The 15813-nt window shown below is 71.4% G+C and carries 11 protein-coding genes; 4 read left to right on the forward strand and 7 right to left on the reverse strand.

The genetic code is table 11. The features are described from left to right. Positions 1 to 430 precede the first annotated feature (430 nt). Both ACFYW8_RS38980 and ACFYW8_RS38985 read left to right on the forward strand, forming a co-directional pair. Positions 431 to 1006: a SigE family RNA polymerase sigma factor gene (locus ACFYW8_RS38980; RefSeq protein WP_355842990.1), complete on the forward strand. Its 576-nt coding sequence runs from the start codon at positions 431 to 433 to the stop codon at positions 1004 to 1006. Continuing rightward, positions 1003 to 2130, forward strand: a complete 1128-nt coding sequence (locus ACFYW8_RS38985; RefSeq protein ID WP_389090132.1) for a hypothetical protein — start codon at positions 1003 to 1005, stop codon at positions 2128 to 2130. The genes ACFYW8_RS38980 and ACFYW8_RS38985 overlap by 4 nt, the downstream gene beginning before the upstream one ends. 136 nt (positions 2131 to 2266) lie before the next feature. Here ACFYW8_RS38985 and ACFYW8_RS38990 read toward each other — a convergent pair whose 3' ends face one another. Then, a complete protein-coding gene (locus ACFYW8_RS38990) occupies positions 2267 to 3112 on the reverse strand; it encodes an SURF1 family protein (RefSeq protein WP_389090135.1) in 846 nt (281 codons plus the stop codon). Between the two features lie 48 nt (positions 3113 to 3160). Next, the gene (locus ACFYW8_RS38995) at positions 3161 to 3535 is read right to left on the reverse strand and encodes a nuclear transport factor 2 family protein (RefSeq protein WP_365879034.1); all 375 of its coding nucleotides are present in this window, start codon (positions 3533 to 3535) and stop codon (positions 3161 to 3163) included. A 207-nt stretch (positions 3536 to 3742) separates the two neighbouring features. Here ACFYW8_RS38995 and ACFYW8_RS39000 point away from each other — a divergent pair, with 207 nt between their 5' ends. Next, positions 3743 to 5572 (forward strand): prolyl oligopeptidase family serine peptidase, encoded by a 1830-nt coding sequence (locus ACFYW8_RS39000; RefSeq protein WP_389090139.1) that lies wholly within the window; start codon positions 3743 to 3745, stop codon positions 5570 to 5572. Between the two features lie 217 nt (positions 5573 to 5789). Here the strand turns inward: ACFYW8_RS39000 and ACFYW8_RS39005 are convergent, their stop codons facing one another. Continuing rightward, entirely contained in the window at positions 5790 to 7820 is a 2031-nt protein-coding gene (locus ACFYW8_RS39005; RefSeq protein WP_389090169.1) for an NAD-binding protein, read from the reverse strand. A gap of 635 nt (positions 7821 to 8455) precedes the next feature. Between ACFYW8_RS39005 and ACFYW8_RS39010 the strand changes: the two genes are divergently transcribed. Further along, positions 8456 to 11584 carry a BTAD domain-containing putative transcriptional regulator gene (locus tag ACFYW8_RS39010; RefSeq protein WP_389090142.1) on the forward strand — a complete coding sequence of 1043 codons (3129 nt, stop codon included), beginning with the start codon at positions 8456 to 8458 and terminating at the stop codon, positions 11582 to 11584. A gap of 91 nt (positions 11585 to 11675) precedes the next feature. On the opposite strand, the gene ACFYW8_RS39015 is transcribed toward ACFYW8_RS39010, so the two are convergent. The 4 genes from ACFYW8_RS39015 to ACFYW8_RS39030 all read right to left on the reverse strand — a co-directional run bounded on the left by ACFYW8_RS39015 (position 11676) and on the right by ACFYW8_RS39030 (position 15431). Beyond that, entirely contained in the window at positions 11676 to 12491 is an 816-nt protein-coding gene (locus ACFYW8_RS39015; protein WP_365879041.1) for an ABC transporter permease, read from the reverse strand. A gap of 46 nt (positions 12492 to 12537) precedes the next feature. Continuing rightward, positions 12538 to 13497 carry an ATP-binding cassette domain-containing protein gene (locus tag ACFYW8_RS39020; protein WP_389090147.1) on the reverse strand — a complete coding sequence of 320 codons (960 nt, stop codon included), beginning with the start codon at positions 13495 to 13497 and terminating at the stop codon, positions 12538 to 12540. Positions 13498 to 13940: 443 nt separating this feature from the next. After that, positions 13941 to 14393, reverse strand: a complete 453-nt coding sequence (locus ACFYW8_RS39025) for a DUF6234 family protein (protein ID WP_389090150.1) — start codon at positions 14391 to 14393, stop codon at positions 13941 to 13943. Positions 14394 to 14774: 381 nt separating this feature from the next. Next, on the reverse strand, positions 14775 to 15431 hold the full coding sequence (locus tag ACFYW8_RS39030; protein ID WP_389090153.1) for a hypothetical protein: 657 nt from the start codon (positions 15429 to 15431) through the stop codon (positions 14775 to 14777). Positions 15432 to 15813: the final 382 nt, after the last annotated feature.

Consider the following 15813-nt stretch of genomic DNA (forward strand, 5'->3'; position numbering starts at 1 on the left):
CTCTCGGTTCAGTGATCAACTTAATGGTCCGGACCACTTGAACGGATCCCTGTCGGCGTTCGAAGATTTTGCTCCCCGCACTCCGCAACCACGCGGAGGGCGGGGAGCGTCTATGCGGACGCCATTCAGGGCGTCCGGGGGGCGGCAGAACATTGGGCATAGGGGAAGAGCTGTTACGCATGAGGGCATCTGGTGCACTGTCGCGCGCACTCAACGGCGTACCGGCGGGCGGTCCGGGGGGCGTTCCGGTGGACGGAATTCCCGCCGATGTGACACCCGGCGCGAATGTGATGCCTGTCGCGTACAACCCTCCCGGGGGGACGTGCGTCCAACTGGCGTGGCAGAGGTACTCGAATTCACCGCGGTACAGACAAGGGGCGTGGCCCTGCGTCCACCCCGCCGACTCCGCGGCCCCGGCGCGTCCGGCGGCATGCCGGTGATCGCGCCCATGCCCTCAGCGCGGCCCGCCCGCATTCCGAACCAGCGCGACGGCGCCGAGAACAGCCTGGCGGCGGGTACGACCGTCGACCATCTCACCGAGACCTACCGGGCGCACTACCGGTCGCTCCTGGGCCTCGCGGCGCTCCTGCTCGACGACACCGCCTCCTGTGAGGACGTCGTCCAGGAGGCCTTCATCCGGGTGCACTCGGCGCGCAAACGCGTCCGGGACCCGGAGAAGACGCTCGCCTATCTGCGCCAGACCGTCGTCAACCTCTCGCGCTCGGCCCTGCGCCGGCGCATCCTCGGCCTCAAGCTCCTCTCGAAGCCGATGCCCGACATGGCGAGCGCCGAGGAAGGCGCCTACGACCAGTTGGAGCGCGACGCGCTGATCAAGGCGATGAAGGGACTCCAGCGCCGCCAGCGCGAGGTCCTGGTCCTGCGCTACTTCGCGGACATGACGGAGGCCCAGGTCGCCGAGACGCTCGGTGTCTCCCTGGGTTCGGTGAAGGCGTACGGCTCGCGGGGCATCGCCGCGCTCCGCGTCGCCATGGGGGCCTCGGCATGAGCGGGTACGAGGACCGGCTGCCCCCCGAGGGCGAGAAGCGCCCGGAGCAAGAGCACAAGCAATCGCACGCTGGGAACGGAACTGTGAACCACGGCCCCGACGAACAGCCCGACACCCTGGGCACGGACGGACTGGGATCCGAAGGACTCGGCTCCGACGAGCTGGCACTGCGTCGGCTGCTGCACCAGGCCGTCCAGGAGATCGAACCCACCGACGGCACCCTGGACCACCTGCGCCGTGCGGTACCGGCCCGGCGGGCGCGCAAGCGTCAGGCCGTGGTCGGCATGGCGGCGGCGGCGCTCTTCTTCGGCACGGCGATCCCGGCGTTCGTCCATGTCTCCAACTCCCCCGGGTCGAACCCCGACCCCTCCATCGCGGCCAACAGCTCGCAGGCCCAGGGCGGCGCGAGCCAGGGCAAGGGCTCGGACGGCGGCGGCAAGGACGGCGGCGGCTCCGCGGGCACCTCCAAGGGCAACGGCACCGGCGGCAGTTCGGAGAGCCCGGGCGACAAGGGCAAGGACGCGGGCGGGGCCGCCACGGGCGGTGCCGACCCCTCGGCCTCCGCCTCGGCCGCCACCACCTGCACGCCGGACCAACTCGGCGGAGCCTCCGGTACCGCCGCCGCCCCGGACTCCACCGGCACCGTCTACGGCTCCTTCACCGTCTCGAACGTCTCCGCCACCGCCTGTACGGTCGCCGGTCCCGGCACCGTGGGCACGCTCGCCCAGGGCGCGGCGGACGCCTCCAGGATCGGTGTGGCCACACATGTGGCGGGCGACGCCGCCGCCGGGCTGCCGGACCCCTCCACGGAGGTCACCTCCCTGGTCCTCCAGCCGGGCACCTCGTACGTGGTGAAGTTCGCCTGGGTGCCGTCCTCGACATGTCCGGCCACCGTGGACCCCTCACCGGACCCGACCCCGACGCAGGGCACCACCGACACCGGCGGCACGACCACCGACGGGGCCACCGGCACCTCGCCCCAGCTCCTCGTCGAGGACGGGGTGCAGGACGGCAGCGTCATCGTCACCAGCACTGCGGCGACGGGCGGCGCGGCGGCTTCGGTGACCGTGTCCAACGCCTGCGCGGGCACGGTCTACCACACGGGGATCCTGGCGTCGTCCTGACGGACGGGCGCCGCCGGTTCCGACCGGTGCGTACCGCTCGCGTCGAGCGGCACGCACCGCTCGTGCGAAGCCGTGGGCGGCGCCGGGGCGGACCCCGTACTCGGGCTCACCCCGGTCGATCCGGTCGGCCGTGGTGTCAGGCGGTGGCGGACGGCGTCGCCGGAGCGCCGGTGCCGCTGCCGGTGTCGGCGTCCTCGGACTGCTCCTTCCCGGCGTCCGGGGCGTCAGGGACAAGCCCCAGTTCGGCGTCGCGGACGAACTCCACCTCGCGGCGCAGTAGGCGGAACCACATGAAGACGACGAAGCCCGCGAAGACGAACCACTCGCCGGTGTAGCCGAGGTTCTGGAACGCCTTGAGGTCCAGGCCCGTGTTGTCCGGAGCGGTCGGAGGCACGGTCCTCATCCCGGTGTCGGCCTTGCCGAGCGTGATCCACGCGTCGTACGGGGTGTACGGCACGAGGTTCACCAGCGACGCGGAACTGATCGCCGCGGTCTGCCCCGGGGGAAGTCCGCCGGCCGTGCTGACACCGTTCGACCCGGGACTCTCGGACGCCTGGAGCGCACCCGTGACGGTGACCTCGCCGCCGGGTGCGGCCGGGGCCTTCGCCGGGTCGGCGGCGCCGGGCAGCCAGCCCCGGACGACGGGCAGCGCCTTGCCGCCGTCGACCCGCAGCAGCGTCAGCACGTAGTACCCGCTCCTGCCGTCCAGTTCCCGGCCGGGCACGAGAAGCTGCTTGCCGTACCGGCCCTTCGCGGTGGTCTGCTTGCCGGACGTCTCCGTGGTCACGGGCAGCATCTCGGCCAGCGGCCGGGCGGGGTCCGTTTCGGCCGTGGAGGCCGCCGCGTCCGCCGCCCGGTGGTCCCGCACCCGGTCCTCGAACCGCCCCAACTGCCATGACCCCATGAAGATGCAGAAGGGGATGGCCAACAAGATGAAGACGTTGATCCCCCACCAGCGGGGCGTCAGCAGGAACCGGTACACGCCTTCCACGGTACGGGGCGGCCGGGCCGGACTCGGCCGTGGGGCCGCTCAGTACCGCTCGGCCAGATGCTCCCGGCCCGCCGGGGGCTCGTACGGCTCGGGCCAGAAGTCGGTCACCGTGGCGATACGGCCCTCCTCGTCGACCGTGAAGAACGTGATCGCGTGCATCTCCTCCAGGCCCACCGTGACGTGGGTCCAGGTGACGGCCTGCCCGGGCTCGGCCACGACGCGCTCTGTCCGGACGTGCCAGTCGCCCGGATACTCGCGGTTGAACTCGACGTACCGCTCCCTGCCGCTGATGCGCTCCCGCGTCTGCGGCAGGGTGTAGACGACGTCATCGGCGAGCAGGTCCGCGAACGCCCCCCACTCCCGGGCGTCCGCGGCGGCCCAGTAACTCTCGACGGTCTTGCGCAGATCGGTCATGCGAAAAAGTCTGCACCCCGGCACTGACAACGGCCCTGACCTGCGCGCCTATGCCCAGGACGGGACCGTCCCCGCCCGAGTCCGGGGAGCGCGGGCGCAACCGCGCGAGCCACTCGGCGGGCGGCGGAGCGCGCGCGGGCAGCGGGGTTGTCCACAGGCTGGGGACCTCGTCGGCGCGAGGCGGGGTGAGCCAGGCACTATGGGGCCATGACTGAGAGCACCAGGTCCACCGAGCAGCAGCAGGCAGACATGCCCGACTGGGAGAAGCGTTTCCGGGCACCCCGGGTGTCGCTGCCGGACTGGGCGGAGGACGCCCCGCACCGCTCCCTGTTCGTCTCGAACGCGACGGGGACGTACGAGCTGTACGCGTGGGACCGCGCGACGGGGGAGCAGCGCCAGGCCACCCACCGGGCGAACGGCACGACGGACGGGGTGCTCTCGCCCGACGGCGAGTGGATCTGGTGGTTCGACGACAAGGACGGCGACGAGTTCGGCATCTGGCGGCGCCGCCCGTTCGATGCCGCTCTGGTCGAGGGAGGCGTCGACGAGCCGGCGGTCCCGGGCCTCGAACCCTCCTACCCGGCCGGCCTGGCCATCGGCCGCGACGGGCGTACGGCCGTCGTCGGCCGCTCGACGGACGACGACGGATCGACGATCCATGTGGCCCGCGCCGGCGAGGCGCCGGTGGAGATCTACCGGCACCGCGAGTCGGCCGGGGTCGGTGACCTCTCGCACGACGGTTCGCTGATCGCCGTCGAGCACACCGAGCACGGCGACGCGATGCACTCGGCGCTCAGAGTGCTGCGCCCGGACGGTTCGACGGTCGCCGAGCTCGACGACACCGAGGGCGGCACGGTCGAGCTGGGCCTCGAGGTGCTGGGCTTCGCCCCCGTCGACGGGGACACCCGACTGCTCATCGGGCACCAGCGGCGCGGCCGCTGGGAACCCCTGGTGTGGGAGGTGACGACCGGCAAGGAGACCGACCTGGGCCTCGATCTCCCCGGTGACGTGGCCGCCGAGTGGTATCCGGACGGCTCGGCCCTCCTGATCGCCCACAGCTTCGAGGCGCGCAGCGACCTGTGGCGCTACGACCTCGCCTCCGGCGAGCTGACCGCGGTCGCGACCCCGCCGGGCACGGTCTCCGGGGCGACGGCCCGCCCGGACGGGACGGTGGAGTACCTGTGGTCGTCCGCGGCCGAGCCGTCCGCCGTCCGTTCGACGACCGGCGAGACCGTCCTGGACCCGCCCGGCCGGAAGTCCCCGGGATCGGTCCCCGTGGAGGACGTCTGGGTCGAGGGGCCCGGCGGGCGCATCCACGCCCTGATCCAGAAGCCGGCGGGCACCAGCGGTCCGCTGCCCACCGTCTTCGAGATCCACGGCGGTCCGACCTGGCACGACAGCGACTCCTTCGCGGCGGGTCCGGCGGCCTGGGTCGACCACGGCTACGCGGTGGTGCGGGTCAACTACCGCGGTTCCACGGGCTACGGCCGCGCGTGGACCGACGCGCTCAAGCACCGCGTCGGTCTCATCGAGCTGGAGGACATCGCCGCGGTCCGCGAGTGGGCGGTGGCGTCCGGCCTGGCCGACCCCGACCGGCTGGTCCTCACCGGCGGTTCCTGGGGCGGTTACCTCACCCTCCTCGGCGTCGGCACCCAGCCCGACGCGTGGGCCCTCGGTATCGCCGCCGTCCCGGTCGCCGACTACGTCACGGCGTACCACGACGAGATGGAGGCGCTGAAGGCCATGGACCGTACGCTCCTCGGCGGCACCCCGGAGGAGGTCCCCGAGCGCTTCGAGGCGTCCTCCCCGCTGACCTACGTCGACGCGGTCAAGGTCCCGGTCTACATCTCGGCCGGCGTCAACGACCCCCGCTGCCCCATCCGCCAGATCGACAACTACGTCGCGCGCCTCGCCGCCCGCGAAGCCGTCCACGAGGTCTACCGCTACGACGCGGGCCACGGCTCCCTGGTCGTCGACGAACGCATCAAGCAGGTCCGCCTGGAACTGGACTTCGCGGAACGGCACCTGGGGAAGTAGCCCCGGAACCCCGGCGGAGGGCCGGGCCCCCGACCCCGGGCGGGGGCGGGGGCGTCCTCCGCCGGGCCCTCCGGCCTTCCCCCTCCGCGGGCCCTCTTCGGCAGGCCCCCTCCGCCGAGCCCCTACGGTGGGCCATCTCCGGTGGCCCCTCTCCAGCGGGCCTTCTCCGGTGGCCCCTTCCGCCGGATCTCTCCGCCGGGCCTCTCCGTCGGGCCGGCTAGGTTCCGGACCGCTGCCGGGGCCGCCGGCCGAGCAGCTCCGCGAGCCCCCGCCGGGTCGCGGCGAGCACCACGCGGTCCTCGGACCGCAGGACGTATGTGGAGGGCAGGTCCCACACCAGCCGGGGCCCGCGCGAGGCGGACGCGGTGGCCGCCCGGCGTTCTTCGGGCGTCGCCGTGTCCAGCGCGAGCACCCGCCACGCCCCCGCACGGAAGGCCTCCCCCACCGTGCGCCCCTCCAACTGCGGATGCCCGCCCACGTCCACCGCGGCGAACAGCAGAACCCGCCGCTCGACGGGGATCGCCCCGAGGATCTGCCGCCCCATCATCGCCCCCGCGAAGGCGGGCGCGGCCAGATGGGACACGCTGCGGCTCCGGGTGAGCGCGTCCGGATGCGCGGCCCGCAGGGTGCGGTACACGGCGGTCGCGAAGTCGTCGTCGTACAGCCGCAGGACGACCCGCAGATCGGGCCGTAGGGTCCGCGCGTAGAGCACGGCCTCCAGGTTCATCGTGTCCGCGCTGGTCAACGCCAGCAGCGCGTGAGCCCGATGAATCTTGGCGGCCTCCAGTACACCTTCCTGCGTCACGTCCCCGAGCACCACGGGCACCCGCAGCCGCCGCGCCAGCGCGAGCCCGCGCGCCTCGGGATCGGCCTCGACGCACACCACGGGAATGTGCAGCTCCCGCAGCCGCGCCAGCACCCTTGTGCCGATCTTGCCGACCCCGAGCAGCACCACGTGCCCGGACAGCCCGCGCGGCGGCTTGCGCAGAGCGGTCCCGCTGCGGAAGGTGCCGAGCGCCTCCAGAACCGCGGCCAGCAGCACCGGCAGCAGCAGCAACCCCACCATCCCGGAGCAGAGTTGGAGGATCTGGCGGCCGAGCGGCTCGCCGATGGCCGGATTGTTGATGGCGAAGAGATCGAGCAGGGTCAGATACGTCGCCTGGAGCGCGGGCTCCCCGGTGACCAGCACCGACGCCACGGCGAGCCCGATGACACACCCGACGAGCCCCGCGAACGACCAGCGCAGCCGCCGGGACAGCAGGGAACCGAACCACGGGACGACACCCCGCCCGGCGTTCAGTTCGGGACCGGAGTACGAGACGTTCTCCAGGACGACGGTGCCGCGTCCGGTCGCGGCGGCCACCGCCCTTTCGTCGGGCAGCAGTCGGGGCCCCTGCGCGCCGCTGCTCTCGGAGCCGTCGGCGCCGGCCGGGTCGTTGGTCGTGGCGGACAGCAACGCCAGCGTGCACAGCCCCGGATCGGCGACTTCACCCGGACCGGGCGGCGGCCGCTCCACCGCGCGCAGCATCAGTCCGTCGGTCTGGACGACCTTGCTGGTGCCGGCCACGGCGGTCGCGGCCAGCGCGGGCGCGGCCGTGTCGGCATCGGACAGCACGGTGGTGGAGGCGTCGTAGACCTCGACGCGCCTGCGCGCCCGCACGGCGTCGGGCCCTGGGGCGCCCCCCGCGGCGTTCGAGGCGTCGGCCCCGCCCCCGGCGGTGAGCGCGCTGTCGGCAGCGGCGGCGGCGAGTGCCGAAGCCTGGTCGAGGAGGGCCTCGATGTGCTGCCCGAGGCGCCGGTTGTAGAGCCGCAGAACCAGCCGGATCCGCGGGTTGAGCCGCCGGGCGGTGAGCGCGGCACGGATATTGGTCTCGTCGTCGTCGTACACGAGCGCGAGCGCGGCGGCCCGCTCGACACCCGCGTAGGCGAGCGCGCCCTCGGTGAGCTCGGCGGCCTCCACCACCCGCTCGGCCCCGGGAGTCTCATCGGTCCGGCCGCCCCCGGACTCCCCGGCGCGGCCCCCGTCCCCGGAGCCGCCCCCGTTTCCGGAGCCGCCCCCGTTCCCGGAGGCCCGGTTCACCGCCGCCGACACCCGGTCGAACAGGGCCGTGGTCCGCGTCCGCCCGACAACCGGCGGCCGCGTACCGCCCTGCGCGGGCGGCACCACGAGGGTCACCCGCTCGCCGTACACCCCACGCAACTCGGCGGCCAGCCGATGGGCCAGGGCGTCGTCCCCGGCCACCACCATGTGCTCGCCGACGTCACTCGACGCACTCTGAGACGGAAGATTCCCCACAAGGAAGAAGACTGCCGCACTGGTACGGGTGGTTCCAGTGGGAGACCCCGGTAACCGGCCTTGCAGTCCAGCCCGTTCACTGAGGCCGTTGCGTCAACTCTTCCTTCGCTCCGCGGGTGCTCTCAGGCGATCGCAGGTGCTCCTGACGCGCCCGAGGATGACATCCGGTAGAGGCCCTCTGAACTGCTGTTCAGCTGTCGGGGTGGCGGGATCGAATCCACGGCCTCTTCGTCCCGAATCAGGCACCGCCTACGCATCGCTCGCGCTGAGGTTCGGTTGACGAGCTCACGGGCCGGCGCCATCCCGGCTGCGGGCCCTTGAGGGCCGCGGGCCGGGGCACACCTTCTCGGTCGGACGCCTCGTCCTGGCCCGGATCTTCCCGGAGAGGCTGTGACCCGCCCGAACATGAGCACCGCACATCGAAGTGCCGTCCGGTGCCGGAGGCTCTTTACGGGGGGCGTCAATTGGGTGATGCTGACCCGGCGTTGGAGGGAAGATCGACACGGTAGGGGCCGGTCGGTCCGGAGGGGGAGGCCGCCGTGGTGCGCGTAGAGCTGCTTGGACCGATTCAGGTGTACGCCGAAGATGTGACGCCGGTCGAGGTGGGTGGCGTCCGGCTGCGGATGCTCCTCGCCAGGCTCGCCCTCGAAGAGGGCCGGACGGTGTCCGTCGACTCGCTCGTCAACGGCCTGTGGGGAGAGGAGCCACCCGCCGACGCGGCCAACGCGCTGCAGGCGCTGGTGTCCCGGCTGCGCAGGGCGCTGCGCGGGTCCGCGGCGGTGGAGTCCGCGTCCGGCGGCTACCGGCTCTCGGTGCGGGCCGAGGACGTGGACGTTCACCGTTTCGAGGATCTGACCGCCCGGGGCAGGCGGTTACTCGCAGCCGGGCGGGCCGACGAGGCGGCCTCGCTGCTCGGAACGGCGCTCGGGCTGTGGCAGGGCGCGGCGCTCGCCGATGTCCTCGACGCCCCGTTCGCCGGGCCCGTCGCGACCAGGCTCGACGATCTGCGGACCGCGGCGGCCGAGGACCGCTGCGATGCCGAGCTGCGGCTCGGACGGTACGGAGAGGTGCTGGCCGACCTCGAAGCGGCCGGTGCCGAGCGGCCGTTGAGCGAGCGGGTCGCAGGGCTGCGGATGCGGGCTCTGTCCGCGGCCGGACGGCAGTCCGACGCCCTCGCGGTGTACGAGGCGATACGGGAGCGGCTCGACGACGAACTCGGCGTCGTCCCCTCGGCCGAGCTGCGGGAGGTCCATCTGGCCCTGTTGCGAGGTGAGCTGGAGACGCCCGTCGAGCGGGCCGAGGCCGCCGCGAGCCGCCTCCCGGCCAGGCTGACCAGCTTCGTCGGCCGTGACGGCGAACTGGGCTGGCTCGGCGGGCAGTTGGCCCACAGCCGGCTCGTCACCATCGTCGGCCCCGGCGGCGCGGGCAAGACCCGGCTCTCCTTCGAAGCGGCCACCCGGGACCGCGCCCACGCGCGAGGCCGGGTCTGGTTCGTGCCGCTCGCCGGTGTGAGCGCACCGGACCAGCTGGCCGACGCGGTACTCGGCGCCCTCAGTTCCACCGACGGCCGCCTCTACGACGCCGGCCAGGGGCAGCGGGCCACCCCGGTCGAGCGCATGGCCGGGCTCCTCGGCAGCGGCGACGCCCTGCTCCTGCTCGACAACTGCGAGCACCTCGTCGAGGCGGCCGCCGAACTCGCCGCCGAACTCCTCGACCACCTGCCGGAGTTACGGATCCTCGCCACCAGCCGCGAGGCCCTCGCCATCACCGGCGAGTCCCTGTGCCACCTCGGCCCCCTCGACGTACCGGTGGGATCACCGGAGCCCGCCGAGGCCGCACAGTCGCCCGCCGTCCGCCTTTTCGTCGACCGGGCCACCGGAGTCCGGCCGGACTTCACGCTCGACGACTCGACCCTCGACGCCGTGGTCGAGGTCTGCCGACGGCTCGACGGGATGCCGCTCGCCCTCGAACTGGCCGCGGCGAAGCTCCGCTCGATGAGCGTCGAGCAGATCGCGCGCCGCCTCGACGACCGCTTCCGCCTCCTCGCCTCGGGCAGCCGCACCGCCCTGCCCCGCCAGCGCACCCTGCTCGCGCTCGTCGAGTGGAGCTGGGACCTGCTCGACGAACCCGAGCGGATCCTCGCCCGCAGACTCTCGGTGTTCCCGGGCGGCGCGACCGTCTCCGCGCTCGAAGCGGTCTGCGCGGACCCGTCCCTTCCGGCCGCCGACATCCCGTACGTCCTGGACGCCCTGGTCGAGAAATCGCTGGTCGACACCGTCGACGAAGGGACGGGCGAGCCGCGCTACCGGATGTTCGAGACGGTACGCGCGTACGCGGCCAGGCGGCTCGCCGACGCCGAGTCCGGGGACGCCGTCACCAAGCGCTATGCCGCGTACTTCCTGGCGCTCGCGGAAGAATACGAACCCCGCCTTCGTACCGGCGAACAGCTGCGCGCGATCGAGGTCTTCGACGCCGAACACGACAACCTCGTCCTCGCGCTGCGCTCGGTCGTCGACGCCCGGGACGGGAACCTGGCCGCACGCTTCGCCGGGGCGATGTTCTGGTACTGGGGGATCAGGGGGATGAGCACCCAGCTCGACACATATCTGGCGGAGGTCGCCGGGCCGGATTCCGCCCAGGCACGGGATTCCGTACGGGCACGGGATTCCGTACGGGCAGGGGGCGGCGAACGTCCGGCCGCCGAGGGCGAGTCGGCGACGGCACGTGAGTTCCACCCGGCCCTACTGCTCCTGCGGATGTCCCAAGTCTCCTTCCCCGCAAGCGCATCAGGACCGGGCGGAACCGCGGACCAGGACCCCCTCGACTCGCCCGACCCCTGGGTGCGGGCCAGCGCCCACCTGGCGCGGGACTTCGCCCTCACCGAACAGGGCGACCTGGTCACCGGCGCCGAGTCCCGCATCGAGGCCCTGCGCGGCTTCGAGGAGGTGGGCGACCGCTGGGGGCTCGTGATGAGCCTGCTCCCGATCGGCCGCGACCACTCCCTGCGCGGCGAGTACCACCAGGCCATCGCCACCTTCGAACGGACCGTGGCACTCAGCTCCGAACTCGGCACCGAGGACTACCTCTACCTCAGCAAGGCCAGACTCGCCCGCGAACGCCGGCGCAGCGGCGACCTGGCAGGCGCCTTCCGCGATCTGCACGCCGCACACCGGCAGGCCCGCGAGCGCGGACAGCTGCGCCTGGAGGCCAACATCCTCGTGGGCCTGGCCAATGTGCACCGCAGGGCCGGTGACCTGGCGCAGTCGGACGCGACCCTCGACCGTCTTGAGGCGCTGAGCGCCCGGCGCCCCTCTCTCAGGGAACTGGGGCGCGACCTGATCGTCAGCACCCGCATCGAGAACCGTCTCGCCGAGGGGGACGCCGTGCAGGCCAGGGCCCTGCTGCCGGAGGCGGCCGGCGCCCTGTTCGGCCAGGGAGCGGGCGCCGCGCTCGCCTGGGTGGCCGAACTGCTCGGCGGACTGCGGACCCTGGAGGGTGCTCCCGAAGACGGCGCCAGGTCGCTCGGCATGAGCCAGGTGATGCGCGGCGCCTTCGACTGGGGCGAGCCGGAATGGTGCGAGCTGGTCGACCGCATCGTCGCGACGCTGGGCGAGGAGGGCTTCAAGAGAGCGTACGAGGAGGGAGCCGCGTACTCCCGTGAGGACGCGCTGCGGTGGCTGGAGGCCGAGACCGAGCGGGCGGTGCCGCGGATCTGACGAGGCGCGCGCGGTCACGCGGACAGCCGGGCGGGGTCCGCGCCACCCCCGTGGGCGCCGACCCCGCCCGGCAGGGCTTGTCACCGGAGGATCATCCGGCGTTCTTGCGGTAGGCGTGCATGGCCAGCGGGAAGAAGACCACGATCACGCCGGCCATCCAGGCGAAGGTGCCGGCCAGGGAACCGGCGACCGGGCCGCCGTTGAGCAGGCCGCGGACCGTGTCGGCCACCAGGGAGACCGGGTTGACGTCGGACCAGGCCTGGAGCCAGCCGGCCATGCCCTCCCTGGGGATGAAGACGTTGCTGGCGAAGGTGAGCGGCAGGATCAGGATGGTCATCAGGCCCTGTACGGAGGTGGGGTTCTTGATCAGCATCCCGAGGTACACCGAGATCCAGGAGAAGCTGAGGGCGAAGCCGACGAGCAGGGCGAGCGCGGCGAGCGTGGATACCGGGCCGGTCTCGACGCGGTAGCCCATGACCAGGGCGAGGACGACCAGGGTGCCCAGACAGGCGACATAGCGGACGACATCGGCAAGGACGGCGCCGATCAGGGGGCTGGAGCGGGCGATCGGCATGCTGCGGAACCGGTCGAAGATTCCGGTGCTGGCGTCCGCGCTGAGCGAGGCGCCGATGCCGACGCTGGCCTGGAAGACGGCCATGACCATGACTCCGGGGACGACGAGCCGCAGGTAGCCGTCGGTATCGCCGCCGGACATGGCGTCCCCGAAGAGGTAGATGAACATCAGCAGGCTGATGATCGGGGTGAGGATCACATCGACCAGCTGCATCGGCGACTTCATGAACTTGGTGACGCCGCGGCCGGCGAGGGCGAGGCTGTGCTGGGCGGTCTGTGCGAGGCCGATACGGCTCGGGAGCTCGGCGGGGGCGCCGAGGGGCTGGGTGCTCATGACGGGGTCCTCTCGGGAAGTCTGCGCGGAACGGGGGAGCGGGGGCTCAGGCGGCGACGGGCTGGTCGTCGGTGACGGCGGGAGCGTGTCCGGTCAGGGCGAGGAAGACCTCGTCCAGGCTGGGCAGCCGCAGACCGAGTTCGTCGGCGGTGATGCCGACGCCGTCCAGGCGGCGGGCGACCGCGGCGACGATCAACGGGTCGTCGGCCGGCACGGTGAGTACGCCGGAGTCCTCGGCGGGGGTGTGTCCGGACAGCTCGGCGAGCATCCCGGCGACCTGCGGCACATCGGCGGCCACGGTGGGCCGGACCTGGAGGATCTGGCCGCCGACACGGCGCTTGAGCTCACCGGGCCGGCCCTCGGCGACCTTGCGGCCCTTGTCGAAGACGGTGATGGAGTCGGCGAACTGGTCGGCCTCCTCCAGGTACTGGGTGGTGAGCAGCACCGTGGATCCGTCGGCGACCAACTGCCCTACGACATCCCAGACTTCCTGCCGGGCGTGCGGGTCCAGGCCGGTGGTGGGCTCGTCCAGGAAGAGCACCTGGGGCCGGCCGACCAGGGAGGCGGCCAGGTCCAGACGCCGTCGCATACCGCCGGAGAAGGTGGCGATCGGCTTGCGGGCCGCCTCGGTGAGGGAGAAGTTCTCCAGGAGCTCGGCGGCCCGCGCCTTCGCATTGCTCCGGGACAGGCCGAGCAGCCGCCCGATGAGCACCAGGTTCTCGACGCCGGACAGGGTTTCGTCCACGGAGGCGTACTGACCGGTCAGCCCGATCAGCTGCCGGACCTTGACCGGGTCCTTGACGATGTCGTGGCCGCCGATGGTGGCGTGTCCGCCGTCGGGGCGCATCAGCGTGGCCAGGATGCGCACGGTGGTGGTCTTGCCGGCGCCGTTGGGGCCCAGGACGCCGACGACCTTGCCGGCCGGGACCTCCAGGTCGACGCCGTCCAGGGCGGTGAAGTCCCCGTACTTCTTGACCAGTCCCTCGGCCCGGATCGCGTACGCCATGTTCAACAACTCCTCGTCAGGTCCTCGTCGTTCTCGATGACCATGACGATGCCTGGCCCCGCTGACAGTCCGCGGACAGCACGCTGACAGCGGTCGTCGACAGCTGTCAGGCGGTATCAGAGGAGTCCGCGAACAGGCCCGGCACACGCTCCCCCCAGGAGCGTGTGCCGGGCCGCCCCCTCGTACCGGTGGAGAACCGATGGAGAACCGGTGGTTTCATCCCCGGCCTGTCTGGGGGCGGCCCGGAGACTTGTACGGGACCTGACCGACGGTCGGGCTTCGCCGATGGCCACGAGGTGACCTGCCAGGCGGTGGGCTGTGTACGGGAGCGTTCACCTGCGTTCGTCGGCGGCTGGGCTTCGGTCGGCCCTCAGGCCTTGGTCCCGTCCGAACGACCGTGAACGTGACTGAACGAGACGGAAACCGAGACGGCGGCACACGGTTCAGCCACTGTCCTTGCAGCCAACCGCTGACGGCATGTCGTGGCACAACTGATCCTGGTGAGACTGGACCTCACCCCCACCTAAGAAGATCATGAAGATCAAGATGGCCATGACGGCTTGGAGGACAACCGTCACGACGGCGTCGACCCATGCGGCTGTCACGGCCGCCGCAATGGCGAGGACTCCGACTCCGCCGGCGGCGACCAGATAGCCCCACAAGGGATCGGTTGTGACGGTCGCCTCAGGGTCGAGATCGAAACCGGACAGGAACCAGAGTCCGAAGATCACAGCCAGGGCGATCAGCTCCAGGAGCACGAGACCGCACCCGGCTGCGATGTCGGCACCCCGGTCCGCACGGCGCCGCTGCCTGGAGCCGGTGGTGGCGTCGAAGGCCGGAGGGGCAACGGGTAAGTCCATACTCGCCACTCTGCCCACACGCGTAAGGCGGCACATGAGTACGGGTACTCAGCTCCGCACCAGGTGGATCCCGTGATCCACCAGGCACCTTCCCATCGATCCCGCGTCAGCTCCTCTGGAGCGGTTGCCGTCGACCACTGCCGTCGACACAAAAACCAGAGGCCCTCGATGGCCACGAGATGACCTGCCAGCGCCGGCCGCGCACACCCTTTGCCATCGGCGTGGGCGGACACACGCCTTCCAACTGCGTTGGTGAGGTGGCGGGGAGTGTGCAGGAGCGTTCACCTGGGTTCATGGGTGGCTGGATGGCGACGCTCGGGCAGCTTCGGGTCTCGCCTGAACAGGCGTGAACTGGGCTGAATAAGACGGAAATTGAGACGGACGCAGGCCGTTGCAGAGGGTCTTACGGCTTGCGAGCTACTTCCGTCCGGGTGTCCATTTCATGCCGAGCCGATAGGCTCGCGAGATCACGTCGTGGATAGCAGGGCCGTCCTGCGGGGTAAACCACCTCACCTCGCGCTGCACGACGAGCTCCGCCTTTTGGCGCTTGATCAAGGCAATCGCACATGCGTGGCCCTGCGGCGGGCACTCATCGAGGCGCACCTCAAAGCGGTCGCCGCGATCAGAAGCGAGGGTCACTACGGCGTCGAGACCGCGGAAGTCCCCGGAACCGCTGTAGATGTAGACGAAGAGCAGGAGCTTCGAGAACTCAGCTTGATGGTCGAGATTGATCACCAGGTTCTCGCCTGCGGCTCGGGTGCCGGTCCGATCGTCCGCGTCCAATGCGACATAGGGGAAGCGATCCACCGCGCCGAATGCGTTGCCGAGGGCCTGCACGACGGTCTTGCTGCCGTCGCTGCATCTGATCATGCAGCCAAGATCGAGATCCACATCCCTGGCTGCGCTTGCCCGCAACGAAGCCCGCATTCGCCGGAACCAACCACCATTTACCTCCTGGGCTGCCCGTTCTGCCGTCGCTCGCGGTGAGGTCCAGTTCAGGTTGACCCGGATCAGCCCAGAGGTCACCCCATGCTTGTCCAGCGAGACCGTAGGCGAGGCCTTGGTCAGGACCACTGCTCCAGAGTGAGTCATCTTCGCAGTTCCTTTGTGGGAGTAGAAGATCCAGGGGTGCGGCTCGACAACACGGACGTCGCGTGAGAGCCGGAAGTGATATCCCATAGCCGCTGCAGCCGCCGAGGTGAAGGTTTGCATATCTGTGACCAACTTGTCGTCATTGCATGGCATTCTCCGTCGTATCGCTAGTAGGCGGGATTCCGTCGGTATGTGCGCCCTACGCGGAGGCCGTCCAGCATGGATGGCGAGCGCCTCGCGCTCTCAGCTTGGGAAGCTGAGGTGATCTAAGAAGGCTTCCGCATACCGGTCGATGGGCGTGGTCAGTCGAACTGGGTTCTGGATCGGGTGATCGCGGCGGCGCCGGTGCATGAAGACAGGGTCC

It is taken from the genome of Streptomyces sp. NPDC002742, assembly GCF_042888885.1.
Lineage (GTDB): Bacteria > Actinomycetota > Actinomycetes > Streptomycetales > Streptomycetaceae > Streptomyces.